We start from the raw sequence: 18,387 nt of genomic DNA, 5'->3' as shown, positions 1-18,387 counted from the left end.
ACGGTTACCAGTACCAGACGCAATCGAATTGGTTCATCAAGGGCGACAATTCCGCCTCGTGCAGCACCGAGACGCCTGGCAGCAAGTCATCCGCAGCAAGATGCAAGCGTTCGATGTCGGCATGCCAGGCGTACAACGGAACGCCGGCTTCGAGCAGTGCCACCACTCCGCTTTCGTGGTGGGAGAGACCGCTCACGTTCGCGTCGCCGATCCGCAGTACCAGCCTGGGTTGCTCGCGGAGGGCGAAGTTCACGGTATCTCCCTTCAGCAGCAGCGCGGTTGGTGCACCCATCGCCTTCATGATCCGGGTCAGCCAAAGGATATGGCCGTACTGCTCCTCCAGGCCGCCGCGGTAGGCGCGCTCGATGATGGTCAGCGAACTCTTGGAGCGGCCCTTGCGCGGCCCGCCCGCCTTCCCGGCGCTCTTCGTCTTCGCTCCTGCGCTCACGATTTGACCCCCAGTACGAGAGACACATCGGCGGCACTGAGGTAGTGCTGGAATGAGAAGGGAATCTTCACCTTGATCTCCGGAATCTGAGCGGTCGTTCCACGTTCTTCCATGCAGTAGCGGCACACCAGCCATTCGAGCTGGCCGCTACCCGGGTAACGGCGGAACAGGGCCTGGATCAGCTCCGCAGTAGTCGGATTGATGTCTCCGGCATCTCTCGCCGCGAAGAAATCCCGAGGCCGGACCAGCGTGCTCTGCGAAAGGCCTGTCGCGTGCCCGCAGTTCCATACCGTGACATTGTGGCCCTGCCGCAGCGCGGACTCGACCATGCGGAACAGCGACGTCACGGTGTCCGTCTGAAACGGCGTACCCATCATGCCGAAGAAGAAGCTGGGGCGTCCGCCAACGGACTCCCGAGGCGCGGATGACGATTCGTCATCGCTGACCGCCCGGGTATCGGTTAGATGCGTTTGGATCATTGGATTAGGGGCTCCCGCTCACGAATGCCATATGGTCTTGACACCTCGGCCCGCCATCTCGGCCACCAGCGCGTCGGTGGCCCACACGTCGCCATGCTGCTGCGCCAGATCGAGCGGGATTCCACGCTGCGCCAGAGAGAATTCATCGCACGAGATCCGCACACGCCCGGCAGAGTCGCTCCGTAGCATCTGGAGCGCGTTGGCGTCGCGTCGCAGCCAGAGCACGCCGTTCTGGATCAGGTGCAGATGCACCGCGTTGCCGCTGGCAAGCAGGCAGCGCGCCATATCGAGAAAATCCCCAACGTCGCCGGACTCCCAAGGCGAGCGGGATTCCACCAGCAGCATCAGCGGCGACTCACCCGTCCCCGGGCGTGCGTTCGAGACGGTATTCATCCGCAGCCTCCGGCGTGGTCCAGCAGCGCGCTGCCCGTCATCGCGGTGGGCATTTCAACGGGCGCGGCCTCCTGCCCGACGCTACCGGCGAACTCGTGCAAACGATCGATGCCCCAGAATTTCTCCCGTCCGGCCGTGAAGAACGGTACGCCGAACACGCCGGCGCGGATGCACGCGCGCAGGGCTTGCAGGCCCTCGGCGCGGATCTGCGGATCCAGATGTGCATCGCGCAGTTCGATCGGGTCCAGGCCGAGCACGCAGCCCACCTCCTCCATCGCGCCGGGATCGCAGATATCACGGCCGAGCTTCCATCGCATATCCTTGACGGCCTCGATGAACTCCAGTGCCTTGCCCGCCCGCTCGGCGACGAAGTAGGCCAGATGCGGCACCTCCCAGCGCGGCGACTTGTCATGAGGCCAGGCGATCGTCAGGCCGCGCTTGCGTGCCAGACGCCTGACATCCGTCAAGATGTAGAGATGCTTCTCCTTGGACATGGCGGTGTATAAGAACGCTTCGCCATGCTTGCCCAACGCTCCGCGGAGCTCTTCGTCAGGCTCCCAGAACGGCTTTAGCGCAAGCCGCTCCAGCAACTTCGGATATCGCGTCTTCAGGTCGTGGATCGCCAGCCAGGAGTACGGGCTGCGCAGGGAAAAATAGAAGACCGGCTCGGACATATGCATCTTGCATTGATCGGAATCCGGCGCGCGCGCGACACCCGGCGGTGCCGTTCGCGAACCGTCCGGGCACGTAAGGAGTCCCCTCATTTGCCAAGCCGCTTGTCCCCGCGGATGGCGGCGACGACTTCGGCATCGAACTGCACCAGTGACCAGTCGCGGCGGCTGTTCACTACCGCGTAACCGTGGGTAATATGGCCGGTAGCTGTGTGCACGAGGCGGCCGTGCCGTTCCACATAGCAGTCCATCCGAGACTTGTAGGTAGTGTCCTTGCAGATGTCCTCGACCGTGAAAACGGTGTAGATGGTCTCCTCCATCATGGCTTCGTCGATCATCTGCAGATTGGCGGCCGGCACGACCGGAATCCACTTCTTGTTTTCGAGCAACGTGCGGATCGATATGCCGCGGTCGGCGACGAACAGATCCAGCACCTCCTCCATCAATCGCAGATAGCCGGAATGCTGCATGCGGTCGTTGAAATGGCAGTAGAAATACGGCACGTGCCACTTCCAGACAAAGGAATTGGTCTGGTCCGCGCCCAGCGCGGCCAGCACGGCCGGCGACACCACGCCGGGTTCCCGAGTCAAGTTCAGGCCGTCGATCGACTTGCGTTCGCCACGCTGGATGCGCGAGACCGTGTAGCGTTCGATGCGCGCATCGTGCCGGGCCGTGCCGGCGTGCGCGGTGACGACGCTGTCATCGAGCCGGAAAATGACGTTGACCGTGCCGGTCAGCGCCTTGATCTCCTTGCCGTCGCGATTCACCATCAGCTCGATGCCCATCACCATTTCCGTATCGGCCGGCTTGGTCTTCGGGATAACGTGAATGCTGACGCTGTCGTCCATATGCAGCGCGTGCAGGATTCGCACGTTCGAGTTGACGATCTCGAGGCAGAGACCGCTCTCCTCGTAGAGCGGGCGCGGCGACAATCCCTGGGTTCGGAAATGCTCCAGAACGGCCTCTTCGACGCAGTACATCACGTGCTTGAAGCCGATCCAGGTGCAGATATTCGATCCCTCGAAACGAGGCTTGACCACATGGGTCGTGCGTTCCATCGCGATCTGGTAGGTGGCGGTCACATCATTCATGGTATGTGGTTTCCTATTAAGGATGACTGAACAAAACGGGTTGAAAAATGGTCCGGCTAGGCCGCAGCGGAGAACACCTCAGGCGCCTGGCACGTGCGGACCAGAAATCGATCGATCGCGACGGCGCTTTCCTGCTCGCGACAACTGAGCAAGAAATGACCGCATCCGCGATGCACCTCTAACGCTGCGTTCGGCAATGCGGCACGCAGCGCCTGCGCATCGGCCAGCGGCGAGGAGAAGTCCTCATCACCGCTCAGTACCAGCACAGGCTGCGTCAGATGGCGCAACGGCAGGAACGGCATGCGGGCGAATAGTTGCCAGAAGTTCATCCATACATAGCAGCCGAAGCTATCGCGCGCGGCTTCGGTCATGCGGCGCAGAACGTCTGGATCTAGCGCCGCGCGGCGCCTGCGCAGGCGGATGCTCAGCTCGACGAAGTCGGTAAATTCGTTGACATAGCGTTGGAACAAGGGCCATGTCACGTCCTGCGACGAGACCTTGTAGAAAGGTGAGATCAGCGCCACCGGCACACGGTCGAACGCAGCATCCCGCGCCAGCAGTGCCAGCACGGTACTCGCACCGAAGGAATGGGCGACCCAGGCATCGGGCTGCAGTTGGAAGGCGTCGAGCGCCTCGCGCAACCAGTCTTCCGAGCACAGGATTTCTCCCCAGAATCCGCCCTGCCGTCCATTCCACGGCAAATCCAGCACCACGCAGCGGTAGCGGTCGCGCAACCGTGCCAGCACACCGCTCCAGACTTCCGGCGGCTCCATCATGCCGTGGACCAGCACCACCACGGGCGCGTCGTCGTCCGGGCCATAGACGCGCGCGGTGACCTCGAAGCCGTGAATGTGGCAGGTACCATCTCTCATCGCGCCGTCCCATCGGCGCGCCCAGGGGCATCGACCGCCACAGCCCCGCCGCGACGATCCATCCAGTTGCCGCCGCCCACGATCACAACACCGTCCCCGGCGGGGTCGAAGCCCCTGACCGGCGCGGCGCCGCGCAGCTGCTCGCACGCATGTATGAGCTGAAGCAATGCCGCCGAACCATACGAACGGGTGATCGGCCCGCCCAGGTCGATCACCTGATCGTGCCCACTCGCCATTCGGGAAAGAAAGGATCCACCTGGCAGATATATGGACTTGCTCTGCTGGCGTGTAAACCAGTCGCTCGCGGGCTGTGCGTCGTGCGCATCCGCATGAGCGTACATGTGATCCGACAGATAGCCGTGAATGATGGCGCCACGATCGAGCGCATAGTCGCGAGCCTCGAGCACGACGGCGCCCGCGCCTTCGAGCAACGGCGCCTCCGCCTCGTCCAGCTCCTGCCGCCCCCCGGCCAGCAAGCTGCAAAGCGCGCTGCCGCCGGATTCCACCGTGGCCACCAGCATCCGCTGGGCCCGGCCGTTGCGAATCGCGTTGGCCGCGACGATCAGTGCATCCAGCGATGCCGATGCCCCGGAGCAGATCATCAGATTCAAAGCCTTCAGGCCGAATCGGATAGCGATCGTTGAAGCGACGATGTTGCTCGACGCGTTCGGCAGATCCATCGGGCTGGTCGCGTTCACATGCTCCCGCCGGATCGTGTCCGCTGCGCGGCAGACCGTATCCAGATTGCCCGTATTCGACGCCACAGCGACACCGAAGCCCGGGTCATCGAGCTTCCGACTGGCATCATCGACCAGACCGGCATGCTGCAGCGCCAGCTTTGCCGCGCACATGGCCATCAATGTTGAGCGCTCCTTGTAGCGCAATCCCTTCTTGCCCAGCGTCAATTCGGGGGAAAACAAGGGGTTGTCCACCTGTGCGTGCTGCAACGCCTCCGTCAGCGACGGCTGAACGCCAAAGGTGGGGATCTCCCAGCCGAAACCGGTAATCGCGATCGGTGCGCGGTTCGTACTCATGCCTCTTTCTCCAGGATCACCACCGCGTTGACGCCACCGAAGCCGAAGGCGTTGACCTGCGCAATCGTTCCGCTGAAAAGTGAATTCCATCCTTCGCGGACGAAGTTCATTGTGCGTGCCCCGTCCATGACGTTCACCAGCCCGATCGTGGGCGGCACCACGCCGTTGTTCAGCGCTTCGATCGCCGTCACCACACCCACCAGTCCGGATGCGCCGGAGGTGTGCCCGGTCATCGACTTAAGCGCCGAGACGCGCACCGCATTGGCCGCCTCGCCCATCGCTTCGTGCATGGCCTGGGCCTCCGCCTCGTCGTTCAGGCTGGTACCGGTGCCATGCACCATCGCCAGATCGACTTCATTGGCCGCCACGCCGCCTCGTGCATAGGCGTCCCGAATTGCGCGGACGAGGCCGCCCGTGTCGGGAGCCGTTTCATGAATGGCATCGCAACTGGTGCCTACGCTGCGCACGACGGCAAGCAGGTCGGCTTGGCGCGCGGCGGCACGCTCCACACTTTCCACCACCACTGCAGCCGCACCGTCGCCCATCAGCACACCCTTACGGTCTCGTTCGAATGGCTGGACCCGGTCCGGGTGCAGCGGATTCACGCGATCCAGCAGACCGAACATGCTCTCAGTGATCGCGTCGCAACCGCCAACGATCACGTGGCTGAACGTGCCATCGCTGATAAAGTCTTCGGCGAGCGCCAATGCGAAGCTCGACGCGGAGCACGCATTCGACACCGTGATGACCGGCAGTGCGCTGCCCAATGTTTCGTTCAGTATCCGCTCGAAGTGAAGCTGGTCGATGGTCAGCGGCTCACCCTTCGTCCAGAACAACTCCAGCGAGCGCAGCTCGCGCAGGCCAGTGCCAACGATGATGCCGATCGCGGCGTCCCTTACTGACAGGCGTGCCTCCTCGACCGCGGCAGCAACCGCCTTCGCCAGCATTTCCGAAGCCCGCAACACGCGATCCTGCCGGTTCGGACGGTCGGCGATCTCGTACGCATAGCTGACGTTGAACCTGTCGGCGTCGAACGATTGCAGCGGCTTTCTGCCGGACTGACCTGCACAGAGCGCCTCGAACGAGCGGTGCTTGTCCTCCCCGACACTGGTCACCATCGCCGAACCGGTAACGGCTAGTTTCATACCCTTTCTCCAAAGTTTCGCAGGAATGGTGGCCTAAGCATCAGGCGCGCACCACGAGGCAGCCGACATGCCCGTCATCGCCGCTGACCAGCGCGATCCCGATGCGCGGCCGGTCCGCACCGTCCCTCAAGCTCACCAGCAGGCGGCCAAGCGCCAGGGAGAAGGTGGCGCTGTAGGTGTCACCCATTGACTCGGTCAGATCATCGCAGTGGACGCGTACGTTCGAGCCGAATACCTGTGTGACCGCGCGCAACTCGGCTTCCCGGCTGCCGACGTCCGCGGCGCCGCACAAGCTGCAAACGGCAACGTCGCCTGCCGCGACTCCGCATTGCGCGATCGCCTCCGCCAGGCATGCCGAAATTCCTTCGACCTGGTCGGCCTCGCCGCCGTCTTGCGGATCGAAGTAGCGGCCATACTGCAGCGCGACAATCTCCGCCAGCGGCGTCTCGCCTCTCGCCTGCATGTCGGCGGCGCGCTCCAACGTGAACATGGCGCAACCCTCGCCCAGCGGCACCGCGTGGCGGCGCCCCTTTTCGATCAGCATCCGGTGTGCCCACGCGGTCTGCGGGCACAGCTCCTCCACACTGCCGGTGAACAACGTATCGGCATAGTGCCGGCGCAACATCTGCGCGGCGTACTTGATCGCCAGCAGGCCAGACAGCCGACCGCCGGAGATGGTGGCGTTGATGCAGCGCGCCTTGAACCAAATGCCACACTGCCCAGCCGCGCAGTTCATCACCGTGTTGGGAAACAGTGCGGGGTTCACGAGGAACGGGCGATCTTGCACCAGCGAATCGCGGGTGAAATCGCTGGTACTGCGAATACTTCCGGTGCTGGTTCCGATCACAAATCCGACCCGTTCCGATGCTGATTCGTCACCACTCGGCGGGCGGCGCTCGTGCAGCAGCTTGGCCGTGCACACCGCCAGCGCCGTGGTGCGGTCCATGGTGCGGATACCCTTGCCGCCGAGCAGCGCGGCCACCTTGAAGTGGGCTGGCCGATAGTCGACGTCGCGCGGAAACGCTGCGTCCGCGTCATGTATTGGATGCCCGTCCGCTTCCTCGGAGAGCGGGGTGTCGGCCTGATTAAACGCTTTGGCGCCAATGCCCAGCGATGAGATCGCTTCCCAGCCCGCTACGGCAATCCCTAGTGATGCCATGATTGAATTCCTTTCAATGTGCGTAGCGCGCGTAGACGGTGATGGCGTTGTTGCCGCCGAAGGCGAAGCCGTTGTTCTGGACGATGCGCAGCTCCGCCTCGCGCGACCGGTTCGGCACGCAATCCAGATCGCAGCTGGGGTCGGTTTCGCGGTGATTGATCGTCGGCGGAATGAAGCCTTCCTCGACAGCGACCGCACAGGCGATGCTCGCCAGCGCGCTGGCCGCGCCCATGGTGTGGCCTATCATCGATTTGATCGACGATACTGGCGGCATGCGCTCGCCGAACACCTCATGGATCGCGCCGGCCTCCGTGATGTCATTGGCCACCGTGCCAGTGCCATGCGCGCAGACATAGTCGACATCGTTCGCCGAGATGCCCGCGTTCTTGTGCGCCAGACGGATGCAGCGCGCGATACTGGACTTGTTGGGCGCCACCATGTGGTCCGCATCGCAGGTCAGGCCGTAGCCCAGCACTTCGGCATAGATGCGCGCGCCGCGCGCCAAGGCGCTGTCGAGCGACTCCAGCAGTATCACGCCAGCGCCCTCCCCCGTCAGGATGCCCTTGCGGGCACTGTCAAACGGCTGGCAGACCTCTGGCGCGATCGTGCCGAGGCGATAGAATCCCGCGAACGTCTTGCGGCATATCGAGTCGGCGCCGCCGCATAGCATGAAGTCGGTATCGCCCAGGCTGATGCTGTCGTAGGCATAACCGATGGCGTAGTTCCCCGCCGAGCAGGCCGTCGGAATGGTCACGGCGCCACCGTCGAGTTCCAGCTCACGGGAGATGGCGAAGGAGATATGGTGCGACGGCACCTGTCGAATCAGATCGTAGGAGATCGATGCATAGCCGCCGCGGACCGCTTGTTCGGTCAGGCGGTCGATGACCTGCGATTCGCCATCGGTGGTACCGATCGAGACGCCGCATCGCCCTGCGGAAAGTTGTTTCCGGTCGATCGCAGCATCCTTGACCGCCATGACCGCGGCTGCCACGGCAAATTGCGCGCTGCGACCGAGCGAGGCCGGGTTGAGCCGATGAACCCACTGCTGCGGCTCGAAACCACGCACTTCACACCCCTTGTTCGTGGCGAAGCCCGTAGTATCGAACGAGGTAATCTCCGAGACACCCGAAACCCCATCGCGCATGGCTTTGGCAAATGCCTTGACACCCAGGCCGACACTCGTGACGGCGCCGATGCCCGTTACGACGACTCTTCGCATGAACGCTCTCCCTTTCGCCCTGTTTTTATCTTCGGTCATCACTCCTTATTCCGACCAACCGGCGGCTTCCTGTACGACCCGGTAGACGCCTTGCAGGTTGACCATTCGGGCTAGCGCCTCTTGCGGAATCTCGACGCCGAAAGCCTTCTCCAGGCTGGCCAGGATCTCAATCGCGCGCAGCGAGTCGGCATCGTGGTCTTCCTTGAATAGGCTTTCCAGCGTCATCTCGGCCGGCTCGATCTCCAGGATGTCCGACACGATCTGCTTGATCAGGGACAGGTGTTCTTCTTTGCTGACGAGTTTGTTCATCTTCGACTCCTAATCGGATAGCTCCCGTGGCGCGGGAGGATTCATACGGATGATGGGTTGACGGTCCTGCAGTATCTAGATCGGCTCAAGCGCGCTCAGCTTTCCCAGCCGGCGGCTTCCTGCACGACCTGGTAGACGCCTTGCAGGTTGACCATTCTGGCCAGCGCCTCTTGCGGAATCTCGACGCCGAAGGCCTTCTCCAGGCTGGCCAGGATCTCAATCGCGCGCAGCGAGTCGGCATCGTGGTCTTCCTTGAATAGGCTTTCCGGCGTCATCTCGGCCGGCTCGATCTCCAGGATGTCCGACACGATCTGCTTGATCAGGGACAGGTGTTCTTCTTTGCTGACGAGTTTGTTCATGGCGATATACAAGACTTCAGGGAGTGGATAAAAATGCCAGGTAGCGGCGTTGATGAATGGCGATCAACAGGATTGGACGATCCTGCGTCAGCCAATATGCGGCCCAAAGCAGCGGTTCGACCGCACCGATGCTGCTGAACGCGAGTTCGACACGGGAAGAAGTGGACATACCAGCGGCGTTCAGCCAGCGCAGCCAGCAGGTGGCGCAAGCCGCGCCGGTCTCCGACGCATCGCGAAGCACAACGAGCTGCGCGATGCCCGCGAACGCGCCTGCCTGCTTCAGCAGGCGGCCCGTACTGCCGCGTGCGGCGAGGGCAGGATCATCCAGCGAACCCCATGCTGTCGCCGCGATGCGACGGCCGCCGCCGGAATGTCCCGAGTGCAATTGCAACACCACGGCACCTGGCATGACCTGTGCGCCGTCCGCGTCGGAGACCGTTTCCTCTGCGGCAATCGACAGCGCCGTATCGATCCGGCCCATCTGCAAGGCCTGCACGGCCAAGTACAGGCCCTCGAATCCCGCCAGCAGCGGCGATGGCAGGGTTGTGGCAAATGCACGACTGCGGCTGGCGATAGCTAGATGCGCGGCGGCGATGTTGGCCGAGATATTCGGCGCGGACACCGTGTTGAGCGCCTTGGCGCCTGCCGCCAGCACCGCCTGGTCGACCTGCCGGCGCACCGCATAGTCGGCCACGGCGGTGCCGAGATACACCCCGCGCCGCTCTTCGTCCGCATCACGCCAATGGGTATTTCCGGACATGCGCAGGCAGGCCAGCGTCGCTGCCAGTCCGTAGCGCGTGGTGTTGTTCAGATAGCGATGCTTGACCCCAGGCAGGTCGCGTGCGGCGTCGAACCATGGGTCCATCGCGGCAAGGTTAGCCACGGGTCGGCCCGGGAACGGTAGCCGCATCGGCATGCCAGCGTCGTGCAACCAGTCGCTGCGCAACCTCGGCGTGAGCGTAGTCAAGGCGGTCAGGAAGGCATCAGCCATCGCACATGCCCTCCAGCACCACCGAAAGATTGTTGCCGCCGAAGCCGTAGGCACTCACCAATGCCCGGGGAGGATCGTCGCATGCGGTGGTCCGCAGATCGGCGGCCTCCGCGTGCAGGCATAGCGGCACCATCGGGTCGAGCTCTCGCAGATACAGGACGGGCGGAACGCGTCTGCTGGCCAGTGCCTTCGCCGCGGCCAGCACCGAGAACGCGCCGGACGCACCGGCGCTGTGGCCGAGATGAGCCTTGATCGGCATGACCTGCAAGGCCGCCGCCGCCGCGCCAAACGTCTCGCCCAGCATCTCGCCCTCGATTCGGTCGTTTATCGGCGTACCCGTGCCATGCGGCACGACCAAGCCGATCTGTCGCGCATCCAGACCCGCATGCGTCAGCGCGCGATTCACCGCACCGCGGATATCGCGCCCCTGCGGCTGCGGCGCCGTGGGATGAAAAGCGTCGCAACTGGTTCCGGATGCCAGCAGTCGACAGTATGGCGATCGCGGCAAGCGAGCCACGACCTCGGCCGATGCCAGGACCAGCGCCGCGGCGCCCTCGCCCAGGACCGTTCCATTGCGCTCGGTGTCGAACGGCCGGCAACGGTCCGGGTCAAGCGCCGTCATCTTCTGGAATCCCGCTTGCGTGACGCGGGATAGCAAGTCGGCCCCCACCACCAGCATGACGTCGGCCGCGCCGACACGGATTAGATCGGCTGCCTCGGTCAGCGCGTACAGCGACGCCGCGCATGCGTTGGCGATGGTCAACACCGGACCACTCAGCGGAAGACCGGTGCGCCTCGGCAGATCATCCGCCACGCGATATGGATTGCAGTCAGCCAAGCGGTCCAACCCGCCGGCGAGACGACGCGCCTCTGCGCGCTCGGAGTCGCCCGCCGCAGTGCCGATCGCCATCCCGACTATCAAGTCTTCATCCAGCAGCGCGGCCAGGCCGTCGTCCATGCACTCGCAGTCAGCGCAGGCCTCTTCAATTGCCGACAGCGCCATTTTCTCGAAGGTTCCGAGCGCTTCGCCGGGCGCTGATGGCAGTTCTCCCGGGCGAGCATAGGCGTGACGCCAAGAAGCATCCCCATCAGGAAATCCGGCAATGGCGTTGCGCGCAGGCGCCGGCGGCGGCCGGAACAATGCTTGCCAGAGTTCCGGGACGCCGTGCCCGAGCGGCGATACCGCACCCAGGCCGATGATATAGATATCAATAGCGCGCGCACGGCCATCCGCCCGGCTATGTCGCACGCTATCCGGTCTGACGGCGTCGCTCATGGATTCCTCGCAAGATCTGTGACGTCCACCAGGATCGCTTTCAGGTTCGTGTAAGTGGCTATCGGCCTGCCATCGACTTCCGTCCTCCCAGACAGGTTCACCAGCCTGGTGCCGATGAAATCGAGCCTGATCTGATGCTGCAATCGGTCGCCGGGGAAGGCGTCGCCGAGAAACTCAATGTCCGAGAATTCGCCAAACACGACGGCGCGACTGGTGTCGCCCGCAACGAGAAAGCCGCGCCGCGCCAACAGCACGCCGGCCGTCTGCCCGAACGATTCCACCAGCAGGGATACCGGATAAGCGAGTTGATCGGCACGCTGCGCGGCGTCGGCGCTGCGATAGCAGGGTTCGCTGAAGGTGATGTTCTTGAAGGCGCGCGCCGTGGCCGGATCGCTTCCCAATTCCACCGCGTCCACCAGCAGCATCGGATTTCGATGCGGCATTTGGCGCAGGATCTCCATGGGCTCAAACCGCATCTGCGCCCTCCCTTTCATTCGCCGACACCTGCTCCGCGACGACTGCCAACTCCAGCAGCCCAGCGGCCACCTTCGTCCTTCCCTTGGCGAAGCGTACTTCGGCCACGATTCGCCCATCATCACCTGCGGCCGACTCCCATGTCACGGTAAGCGCACAGGTCTCCCCTGGAAACACTGCGTTGAAGAAACGCAGATGACTCACCCGCCGTAGACGGACGGCCCGGCCATCCGTCGCCAGCACCGCATGCGCCATGGCACGTTGCGCCATTTCCATCAGGAACACTCCGGCAAGCACTGGTTGATGCGGAAAGTGCCCGTCGAACACGGCATCGGTCTGGGAAAAATGCCAGATGAAAACCCAATGCCGTTCGGACAGCGCGTGGGCCTGATCGTGCAAGCGCATGCCGGCAGCCGAGTTGGGGAACAGGTTCATGATCTGATCTTCCGGGAGGGAAACGCGTGTGGCATCAAATGATGATTCCGCCATCGACCTGGAAGACCTGCCCAGTGATATATGCGGCGTCCGGGGAAGCAAGGAAGCGGATCATCGCGCCGATCTCCTCGGGGCGACCGAAACGTTTCAGCGGAATGCGCTCGAGCATCGCCGTCTTGATCTTCTCGCCCAGATCCAAGGTCATATCGGTTTCAATGTAGCCCGGCGCCACTACATTGGCGCGAACGCCATGCAACGCTACCTCCTTGGCCAACGCCTTGGTGAAGCCGATGATGCCGGCTTTCGACGCAGAATAGTTCGTCTGCCCCGCGTTACCAAACACCCCGGCCACCGAGGCAATATTGATGATCGTGCCGGATTTTCTCTTGATAAAATGAAACGCGGCGGATCGGCAAAGATTGAATGTGCCCGTCAGATTCGTGTTCAGCACATCGCTCCAATCTTCGAATCTCATCGATAGCAGGCTAGCGTCGCGCGTGATTCCCGCGCAGTTGACGAGCACATCGACCCGCCCGAAGTGTTTCAGTGTCGTCTTGAAATACGTGTCGCATTCTCCGGCGTCGGAGACATCGCATTGCAGCGCGAGGCAAGGCATTCCTATTGCCTCGATGCTGGCCTTCGTCTCGAGCGCAGCTTCGCCTGGCGAGCGGTAACAATAGGAAATTGCGTAACCTGCTTCGGCCAAGGCCGCGCATGCAGCCCGTCCGATGCCCCTCGAGCCCCCGCTGACGATTGCGACCGGTTGGTTGAATTCAAATGCGTTATTCATTGACTGTGGCTCTTCATATATTGACGATCAAAACAACAACAGGAATTCTCTTCCCATCTCGAACAGGCTTCCTCGCCACCGAAATGGCTTTTCTTGTCAACCTGAACGCGTGGCACGCCCACGCTTTTTCGGTGCCCCGCCAGCTCGACCACGGATTGAACGCCAAGAGGTGCGACGACTCCCAGAGTCCCTACGACGACGTCACCGAGAATTCGTCGCCCTTAAAGCCGTCCTGGCACGACAGGCCACAGATCGGCTTCTTGGCGAACACCTCACGGCAATAGCGGTAAATGTTCGTCACCCATGTGGATGGATAGGAGCGTTAAAGTAGCCGCTACGATTTCACGTCATTCCCTTTCGTCAGCGTGGCCGAGACTATAGGAGATCGCGGTGTCGTTGTGAGCTACCAGTTTTTGGAGGACAGCGTTGATTCGGGTTGGAATGATCATCGGCTTTGATTCAGATCAAAACGATCACTGCCATCTCACCGCGGTTCTTGTTACAACGCGTTTGACGTGAAGTTTATGTAGTAATGATGGGTCTTCCGCGCTTTGTGTGACGGTCGCGTCGAGGACTTGATCTCGGGCCGATCTGGCCCACGTTGATCGGAGCTGCAGGAGCCTTCGGCGCATTGAGGAGGCGCGAATTCTATTCGCGCGGCTGCGCGGCGGCGGCGGATTGCATGCCGGTGCTCCAATACACGCAGCGGCATTGCTGCCGTCGCGCTTCGCTTCCTGTTTTACCAAGGTCGGAGCGAGGGTGGTCCCGGCCCGTGCACAGTTCGCTTACCCTTCTTCAGCAGCCTTCCAGGCCGCCAGCCCGTCGCTATAATGGACGCCCCCCGCTCCCGTCCGCTGCATCCGTCAACGCGCCCCTGCGGCAATCCTTGCGGACATAGGCCAGCCTATGGGTGCCATGATGTCGGGAAATGGAGATTGCAGATGCTTTGGCGGACGTGCGTGAACTTGCAGAAATAGGCACTGTATGGACGGCTAGCCAGCGCCCATACTGAGCGGAAAAGCGCCGAATGGCGAAGTAGGAGGGATGGGAAAGCTCGGCGACACCGGCGTCGACGCGATAGGATCTTCGCGGACGTCGTCGCAGACCAAGCCCGGCTTCGCGACGGCGCGCTAGGAGCTTGCCGTGGCGATTGCGTGCACGTCCGCCAAGATTGGGTAGCACATCCAAGAGGTGCTAGCTGGCGATTGTGTGCAAGAGAGGGCGCGACAGCACTTTCAAACGGCGAGGGATGATGGCAGCCACCGGCAGCGGTGATTGCCGTAGCGTTGCGGGCTCGTTGCTCAGCAGCAGAGATCCTTCTTGCTACGCGTCAGGGAAATGCTTGCCTCGACGGCGATGGCGCCGTCCACCGTGGCCGAACCTTGGAACAGGCAGACTCCGTCCCGATCATGCTTGAGTTCGACATGGATAAGCAGTTGATCCCCAGGGTAGACCGATCGCCTGAAGCGCGCCCTTTCGATCTCAATCACCTTATGCAAGTTACTCTCGATGCCAGTTTCCCCTTCGACAGATACCAGGATCATGGCGGTCTGCAGCAGTGCCTCTATGCATAGCACGCCAGGCATCACGGGGCTTCCCGGATAATGGCCAACGAAATAGGGTTCGTTGACAGTCACATTCTTGAGCGCGGTTACGGCCTTGCGCGGCTCCAAAGCAAGCACGCGATCGATCAACAGCCAGGGGTAGCGGTGCGGCAACAGCTTCAAGACATGCTGGGTATCGAAACGGATCGGATTCCCGTTCATTTTTTTTCTCGGTAAAGTATCAATGGGCTCGCACGACAGCGGGCAAGCGGCCCATATGGCCTGCCTCGCGCATGAGTGTCGGCTCCAATCTGGCATAGCCAAGCCCTCGCTGGTTCATCGCAAGGAGTTGCGGAAAGTCGTAGGATGGATGTCGGATTCCGACGTTGCATCCAACCGCCGGCGCGTGCGTAGCGCCACCGTCATCGCCGCCGCATGCCACCAGCATGTAGGACAATGCGACGGTCCGCCGTCGATTTAGTACCATCCCGTCGACTCGATCGCGCGTACCACTTCGGCTTGGTGCTCGATGAAGAAATCGGCGTGGCTACTGTTTGCGATGATCTTTTGCTGGCTATCCGGCAATGCGGCCTTGAACCACTCGAGAGTGCGCGACCGTCTCCGGCGGGAATAGTGCAATAGCGTTTCCACCTCCTGCCGAATCTGAGAAGAAATGGGTTCGATCAGCCAGGGGAACAGGTCGCGCGGACTCGTTGGGCTCGCCGCCAGTATGAGCGATGGCGCTTTGACCGCCGCGTAATCTGGCGAGAAGGACAACGCTTCGCTGAGCATTGATTTGTCGACCGCCTCCGGCGTACTTGGACGCACCCTGCCATCTGGCAGCACGTGAAGACTATCCCGCAGGTTGGCCTCTGTGGCCGGTGTCCAGACCTTCCTAATACGCTTGGCGTAGGCAACGGCCGCAGCGAATGACGCCCCGTCCGACGGCTGTGGCGGTGGCGTCATCAGGGCGGGATCTGACGGCGCCACCTCATCTTCGAGCCGATTCTTGCGTGTGTAGTCGAAGGGGGTGTCCATGTATACAATCCCGCGCACGAGCTTGGGATAGCGGCCAGCGAACAGCGTCAGTTCATTGACGGCGATCGAGTGGCCGCACAGGACCGCGCTGCCAACGCCCAACCTGGACAACAGTGACTCGAGATCCCTGACAAGCGTATCCGGATCATATCGCTGTACGGTACTCGGCATAAGCTTTTCCGATTGCCCGTAGCCGCGCCGGCTGACCGCGATAACTCGGGCACGTCGAGCTAGTTCGGCCGCCATGCCGTTGAAATACTGGGCGTTCTCTCCATGGCCTCCCAGCAGGACGACGACCCTCCGAGCGTTCGCTGCGTTCCAGTCCCTTACGTGCAACGTCACGCCAGTTGAGAGCGCTACGCGTCGGTCCGTTACCGTGGGCGTCAAGTTTGACGCATCTTCCCTGTCGTCGCCGCCGCAGGCAGTAAGGCCTGCTATCGGTAGCGTGAAGGGCAGCGCCGCTAGCGCTTGCGTCAGGCGCCTGCGCTTGTTGAATGGAGGGACGGGATACAGATTCTTACTTGCTTCGTGCATGGGAATCGAAAGCGTGTTTGCCGCGCATAGGCACTTCGGCCGAATGCGGCAGGCAAGTGGGAGCGTCGATGTTTCAGCGGCGGAGTTTAATGGATTCCCCTCGCTTCATTTGTACTGAATTGTGTCGATATTTGCGGATCAGTGAGCGGAGCCGAGAGATCAGTCCGGAAACGATCGCGCACGAATTGAATGCCTTGTTCTTGATCGGTCGGGGCCTGTCAGAAGTTCTGTGTTTAGAGCAGATAACAAAACCTGAACGCATCAGTCTCGCAATTCGCCACGACACCACCATATACAGGACGAGCGCACGTTCGACACGGTCCATGTGCGATAGCTGCAACGTTTCCACCCTGCAGGCGTTTTTTCAGCACGTGGAAGAGCATCTCGATCTCCCATCTGGCCCGATACCAATCGATGATGTCGATCACGGCATAGAGGTCTTGCGCCTCCCGGTTGGTCAGCAATCTCCACACCACAGGTTTCACGCCGGCCCGCGCACCGCGCTTTTCTGCCACCAGGCAGGTGAGCGACAGTCCTTTGCGGCCCGGCAACATGACGCGTTGCGCGCGTAGTTCCAGCCGCCTGACTTCACGCGCCTTCTGCCCAGCGCATCCAGGTAAGATGACGGCGATCTCCCGGAGCGCCATCGCGTCTGCCCGCCTTGTTGGCGAGATGCTGGCAGGAAGAACCTGAGGCAGAAATCCGGCTGTCCGAGGTGTCGCTGTCGCAGCAGATCGCCAGTCGATGAGGGCGCAAACCATGTTTGCGCCAGATACGTTGCGCGGTCGAGACCGACATGCTGCCCAACTCTGCGGCCAACTTGCAACTACTCCAATGCGTGGCGGGCTTGCGCTTGAGCGTGGTGCTCAACACACACGCCTCGAGCTTCTCCGGCGCGCCCGGGGGCTCTGCCGGGATGGCGTGCGTACAAGTCCCCCATCCGCTCGGCCGGAAACCGGCGCGACCAACGCGCGATAGAGCGCGAATCGCAACCGAGCCACTGCGTGATCGCGTCGCGCGACTCACCGTCTTCGAGCAGCAGGATCAACCCGGCCCGACGCACATCCGCCACACGCAACGTTTGGCTGCGCGTGGCTGGCAGCCATTGACAATCAAGTTGACAATTCGCACGGCTTCACGAGCATCAACGCGTCCAATGCAAGTACGCCGGAACCTTGTCGATAGACAATCACCGGATTCAGGTCGATCTCACGAATGCGGGGTTCGGATTGCAGCAGCGCCCCAAGGTTTACCACCACCCGCGCTAGCGCCTCCACGTCAAGCGGCGGCTCTCCCCGATATCCTTGCAGCAAGGCAGCGCCCCGCAATTGCCTCAACTCGTGCACGACCGCTTCCATCGGCAAATCGTGGGCCAGCAGGCGTACATCACGCGTTATCTCCGCCGTGACTCCGCCGAGGCCAACCAGGATCACAGGCCCCCATTGCGGATCGTTGCGCGCGCCGACGATCATCTCAAGACCGCGGCTGCCCATCTTCTCGACCAGCACGCCGTCGAGCACCACGTCCGGCGCATGTCGCTTCAAATTGTCGTCGAGCTGCATCCAAGCTGCGCGCAGATTGTCGGCGCAGTCGATACCGAGTATCACGCCGCCGACGTCGCTCTTGTGGCTCAACTCGACCGCTTGCATCTTTAGCGCGATCGGGTAGCCAATCCGATCCGCGATCGTCAGCGCGGCATCGAGGTTCGTGGCCAGCTCGCCGGGCGCAAACGGAATGCCGAGTGGTGCGAGGATCTGCTTGGCGCGGTATTCGGGCACAACGTCCCCCTGCCGCGGCAGGTCGGCTGCAACCGGTTCATGCGCAGACTCGGCGAAGTCGCGCGTACCGAGTTCGCTGAGTCGGGCAACGGCGCGCAAAGCACGCTCTGTGCTCGGGAAATACGGCACGCCCAGTTCGCGCATCTGATCGATGTACTCGGCCGGCACGATCGCCCCTTCGTCGAGGCCCGCGCAGATCACAGGTTTTTGCGGTCGCAGCTCCCGCACTGCGCGCAGCACGGGCGGCATCTTGATCGCACACGTAACCGGATCGGTCTGGATCAGGCCGACCACGACGGCCGAGAATCGAGCGTCGTCGAACAGCGCCGAGAGCGTGCGGTAGTACAG

General features: G+C 62.3%; 21 protein-coding genes and 2 pseudogenes. 1 reads left to right on the top strand and 22 read right to left on the bottom strand.

Annotated features, from left to right (window positions below):
• Nucleotides 1-4: 4 nt before the first annotated feature.
• The 20 genes and pseudogenes from P3W85_RS20685 to P3W85_RS20590 form a co-directional block, all read right to left on the bottom strand.
• On the bottom strand, nucleotides 5-448 hold the full coding sequence (locus P3W85_RS20685; RefSeq protein WP_017230169.1) for a DsrE family protein: 444 nt from the start codon (nucleotides 446-448) through the stop codon (nucleotides 5-7).
• A complete protein-coding gene (locus tag P3W85_RS20680) occupies nucleotides 445-927 on the bottom strand; it encodes a DsrE family protein (protein WP_276266160.1) in 483 nt (160 codons plus the stop codon). The genes P3W85_RS20685 and P3W85_RS20680 overlap by 4 nt, the downstream gene beginning before the upstream one ends.
• An 18-nt stretch (nucleotides 928-945) precedes the next feature.
• Nucleotides 946-1,320 carry a hypothetical protein gene (locus tag P3W85_RS20675; protein WP_017230171.1) on the bottom strand — a complete coding sequence of 125 codons (375 nt, stop codon included), beginning with the start codon at nucleotides 1,318-1,320 and terminating at the stop codon, nucleotides 946-948.
• Nucleotides 1,317-1,994, bottom strand: a complete 678-nt coding sequence (locus P3W85_RS20670; protein ID WP_276266159.1) for a 2-hydroxychromene-2-carboxylate isomerase — start codon at nucleotides 1,992-1,994, stop codon at nucleotides 1,317-1,319. Before P3W85_RS20670 ends, P3W85_RS20675 begins: the two co-directional genes overlap by 4 nt.
• A gap of 86 nt (nucleotides 1,995-2,080) precedes the next feature.
• Complete coding sequence (locus P3W85_RS20665; protein ID WP_276266158.1) at nucleotides 2,081-3,073, bottom strand: hypothetical protein; 993 nt, start codon at nucleotides 3,071-3,073, stop codon at nucleotides 2,081-2,083.
• A 65-nt stretch (nucleotides 3,074-3,138) separates the two neighbouring features.
• Entirely contained in the window at nucleotides 3,139-3,879 is a 741-nt protein-coding gene (locus P3W85_RS20660; protein ID WP_276266157.1) for an alpha/beta fold hydrolase, read from the bottom strand.
• 71 nt (nucleotides 3,880-3,950) lie between these two features.
• Nucleotides 3,951-4,988 carry a beta-ketoacyl synthase N-terminal-like domain-containing protein gene (locus P3W85_RS20655; protein ID WP_276266156.1) on the bottom strand — a complete coding sequence of 346 codons (1,038 nt, stop codon included), beginning with the start codon at nucleotides 4,986-4,988 and terminating at the stop codon, nucleotides 3,951-3,953.
• Nucleotides 4,985-6,133: a beta-ketoacyl-[acyl-carrier-protein] synthase family protein gene (locus P3W85_RS20650; protein WP_276266155.1), complete on the bottom strand. Its 1,149-nt coding sequence runs from the start codon at nucleotides 6,131-6,133 to the stop codon at nucleotides 4,985-4,987. Before P3W85_RS20650 ends, P3W85_RS20655 begins: the two co-directional genes overlap by 4 nt.
• Nucleotides 6,134-6,173: 40 nt before the next feature.
• Complete coding sequence (locus tag P3W85_RS20645) at nucleotides 6,174-7,115, bottom strand: beta-ketoacyl synthase N-terminal-like domain-containing protein (RefSeq protein ID WP_276266154.1); 942 nt, start codon at nucleotides 7,113-7,115, stop codon at nucleotides 6,174-6,176.
• Between the two features lie 190 nt (nucleotides 7,116-7,305).
• Nucleotides 7,306-8,550: a beta-ketoacyl-[acyl-carrier-protein] synthase family protein gene (locus tag P3W85_RS20640; protein ID WP_035816633.1), complete on the bottom strand. Its 1,245-nt coding sequence runs from the start codon at nucleotides 8,548-8,550 to the stop codon at nucleotides 7,306-7,308.
• A 6-nt stretch (nucleotides 8,551-8,556) separates the two neighbouring features.
• Nucleotides 8,557-8,820: an acyl carrier protein gene (locus tag P3W85_RS20635; RefSeq protein WP_017230179.1), complete on the bottom strand. Its 264-nt coding sequence runs from the start codon at nucleotides 8,818-8,820 to the stop codon at nucleotides 8,557-8,559.
• A gap of 95 nt (nucleotides 8,821-8,915) precedes the next feature.
• The gene (locus tag P3W85_RS20630; protein WP_276266153.1) at nucleotides 8,916-9,179 is read right to left on the bottom strand and encodes an acyl carrier protein; all 264 of its coding nucleotides are present in this window, start codon (nucleotides 9,177-9,179) and stop codon (nucleotides 8,916-8,918) included.
• 16 nt (nucleotides 9,180-9,195) lie between these two features.
• The gene (locus P3W85_RS20625) at nucleotides 9,196-10,170 is read right to left on the bottom strand and encodes a beta-ketoacyl synthase N-terminal-like domain-containing protein (RefSeq protein WP_276266152.1); all 975 of its coding nucleotides are present in this window, start codon (nucleotides 10,168-10,170) and stop codon (nucleotides 9,196-9,198) included.
• On the bottom strand, nucleotides 10,163-11,446 hold the full coding sequence (locus P3W85_RS20620) for a beta-ketoacyl-[acyl-carrier-protein] synthase family protein (RefSeq protein ID WP_276266151.1): 1,284 nt from the start codon (nucleotides 11,444-11,446) through the stop codon (nucleotides 10,163-10,165). Before P3W85_RS20620 ends, P3W85_RS20625 begins: the two co-directional genes overlap by 8 nt.
• Entirely contained in the window at nucleotides 11,443-11,907 is a 465-nt protein-coding gene (locus tag P3W85_RS20615) for a 3-hydroxyacyl-ACP dehydratase FabZ family protein (RefSeq protein WP_017230183.1), read from the bottom strand. The genes P3W85_RS20620 and P3W85_RS20615 overlap by 4 nt, the downstream gene beginning before the upstream one ends.
• A gap of 4 nt (nucleotides 11,908-11,911) precedes the next feature.
• Nucleotides 11,912-12,355 carry a hypothetical protein gene (locus P3W85_RS20610; RefSeq protein WP_017230184.1) on the bottom strand — a complete coding sequence of 148 codons (444 nt, stop codon included), beginning with the start codon at nucleotides 12,353-12,355 and terminating at the stop codon, nucleotides 11,912-11,914.
• A gap of 34 nt (nucleotides 12,356-12,389) precedes the next feature.
• Entirely contained in the window at nucleotides 12,390-13,145 is a 756-nt protein-coding gene (fabG, locus tag P3W85_RS20605; protein ID WP_276266150.1) for a 3-oxoacyl-[acyl-carrier-protein] reductase, read from the bottom strand.
• Between the two features lie 1,301 nt (nucleotides 13,146-14,446).
• A complete protein-coding gene (fabZ, locus tag P3W85_RS20600) occupies nucleotides 14,447-14,911 on the bottom strand; it encodes a 3-hydroxyacyl-ACP dehydratase FabZ (protein ID WP_276266149.1) in 465 nt (154 codons plus the stop codon).
• A 255-nt stretch (nucleotides 14,912-15,166) separates the two neighbouring features.
• Complete coding sequence (locus P3W85_RS20595; RefSeq protein WP_276266148.1) at nucleotides 15,167-16,261, bottom strand: alpha/beta fold hydrolase; 1,095 nt, start codon at nucleotides 16,259-16,261, stop codon at nucleotides 15,167-15,169.
• A gap of 250 nt (nucleotides 16,262-16,511) precedes the next feature.
• Nucleotides 16,512-16,902 (bottom strand): annotated as a pseudogene (locus P3W85_RS20590) (transposase); the annotation flags it as partial.
• A gap of 2 nt (nucleotides 16,903-16,904) precedes the next feature.
• On the opposite strand from P3W85_RS20590, the pseudogene P3W85_RS20585 reads away from it, so the two are divergent.
• A pseudogene (locus P3W85_RS20585) lies at nucleotides 16,905-16,997 on the top strand (LysR family transcriptional regulator); the annotation flags it as partial.
• A gap of 90 nt (nucleotides 16,998-17,087) precedes the next feature.
• Here P3W85_RS20585 and P3W85_RS20580 read toward each other — a convergent pair.
• Both P3W85_RS20580 and P3W85_RS20575 read right to left on the bottom strand, forming a co-directional pair.
• A complete protein-coding gene (locus tag P3W85_RS20580) occupies nucleotides 17,088-17,324 on the bottom strand; it encodes a helix-turn-helix domain-containing protein (protein WP_430869583.1) in 237 nt (78 codons plus the stop codon).
• Between the two features lie 49 nt (nucleotides 17,325-17,373).
• Nucleotides 17,374-18,387: acetate--CoA ligase family protein (locus tag P3W85_RS20575; protein ID WP_276266147.1), on the bottom strand; the 1,014-nt coding region annotated here is incomplete at its 5' end.

Origin of the sequence: Cupriavidus basilensis (assembly GCF_029335485.1) — a bacterium.
Classification (GTDB): domain Bacteria; phylum Pseudomonadota; class Gammaproteobacteria; order Burkholderiales; family Burkholderiaceae; genus Cupriavidus; species Cupriavidus basilensis_E.
The sequence above is the reverse complement of the archived record's forward strand: the minus strand, read 5'-3'. Positions and strand labels throughout refer to the sequence as shown.

Bases quoted from the DNA above. Each gene is read 5' to 3' on its own strand.
- P3W85_RS20680 (WP_276266160.1), bottom strand. From the start codon at position 927: ATGATCCAAACGCATCTAACCGATACCCGGGCGGTCAGCGATGACGAA.
- P3W85_RS20675 (WP_017230171.1), bottom strand. From the start codon at position 1,320: ATGAATACCGTCTCGAACGCACGCCCGGGGACGGGTGAGTCGCCGCTG.
- P3W85_RS20670 (WP_276266159.1), bottom strand. From the start codon at position 1,994: ATGTCCGAGCCGGTCTTCTATTTTTCCCTGCGCAGCCCGTACTCCTGG.
- P3W85_RS20655 (WP_276266156.1), bottom strand. From the start codon at position 4,988: ATGAGTACGAACCGCGCACCGATCGCGATTACCGGTTTCGGCTGGGAG.
- P3W85_RS20650 (WP_276266155.1), bottom strand. From the start codon at position 6,133: ATGAAACTAGCCGTTACCGGTTCGGCGATGGTGACCAGTGTCGGGGAG.
- P3W85_RS20640 (WP_035816633.1), bottom strand. From the start codon at position 8,550: ATGACCGAAGATAAAAACAGGGCGAAAGGGAGAGCGTTCATGCGAAGA.
- P3W85_RS20635 (WP_017230179.1), bottom strand. From the start codon at position 8,820: ATGAACAAACTCGTCAGCAAAGAAGAACACCTGTCCCTGATCAAGCAG.
- P3W85_RS20630 (WP_276266153.1), bottom strand. From the start codon at position 9,179: ATGAACAAACTCGTCAGCAAAGAAGAACACCTGTCCCTGATCAAGCAG.
- P3W85_RS20625 (WP_276266152.1), bottom strand. From the start codon at position 10,170: ATGGCTGATGCCTTCCTGACCGCCTTGACTACGCTCACGCCGAGGTTG.
- P3W85_RS20620 (WP_276266151.1), bottom strand. From the start codon at position 11,446: ATGAGCGACGCCGTCAGACCGGATAGCGTGCGACATAGCCGGGCGGAT.
- P3W85_RS20615 (WP_017230183.1), bottom strand. From the start codon at position 11,907: ATGGAGATCCTGCGCCAAATGCCGCATCGAAATCCGATGCTGCTGGTG.
- P3W85_RS20610 (WP_017230184.1), bottom strand. From the start codon at position 12,355: ATGAACCTGTTCCCCAACTCGGCTGCCGGCATGCGCTTGCACGATCAG.
- fabG (WP_276266150.1), bottom strand. From the start codon at position 13,145: ATGAATAACGCATTTGAATTCAACCAACCGGTCGCAATCGTCAGCGGG.
- fabZ (WP_276266149.1), bottom strand. From the start codon at position 14,911: ATGAACGGGAATCCGATCCGTTTCGATACCCAGCATGTCTTGAAGCTG.
- P3W85_RS20595 (WP_276266148.1), bottom strand. From the start codon at position 16,261: ATGCACGAAGCAAGTAAGAATCTGTATCCCGTCCCTCCATTCAACAAG.